Origin of the sequence: Xanthovirga aplysinae (genome assembly GCF_009711365.1) — a bacterium.
GTDB lineage: Bacteria > Bacteroidota > Bacteroidia > Cytophagales > Cyclobacteriaceae > Xanthovirga > Xanthovirga aplysinae.
Genome location: NZ_SMMB01000072.1, coordinates 1 through 279, shown reverse-complemented (window position 1 = coordinate 279; position 279 = coordinate 1). Strand labels below are relative to the sequence as shown.

At 38.4% G+C, this 279-nt stretch carries 1 protein-coding gene; it reads left to right on the top strand.

Translation table 11 applies throughout. The features are described 5' to 3' along the window. Positions 1-184, top strand: a 184-nt coding sequence (locus E1171_RS24005) for a hypothetical protein (RefSeq protein WP_222931256.1), incomplete at its 5' end; no start/stop codon positions are given. Between the last annotated feature and the right edge of the window lie 95 nt (positions 185-279).

Sequence of the window (279 nt, the reverse complement as noted above, 5' to 3'; positions counted from 1 at the left end):
TAAAGAAAAAGTAGAAAAAGAAAACCCACCAGTTCAAGCTTCTGATATTTCCCCGAACCAAATGGACATTTACGGGAATCTTGAAAAAGAAAAACTTGAAACCAAGGCTTTAGAAGCTGGAGAACTAAAAAGAAAAAAATTTCGGCAAAAAAAGAAAAGCAGGCAGCCAAAAGAAACATTGTAGTTCTTCCATTCGATTCAGAGCGAATTGCCAACAAGTGGGTGGAATAGGTTGAGGCTAGGGTGAAGGAGAAAAAACAGAAGCCATACACCCAAACA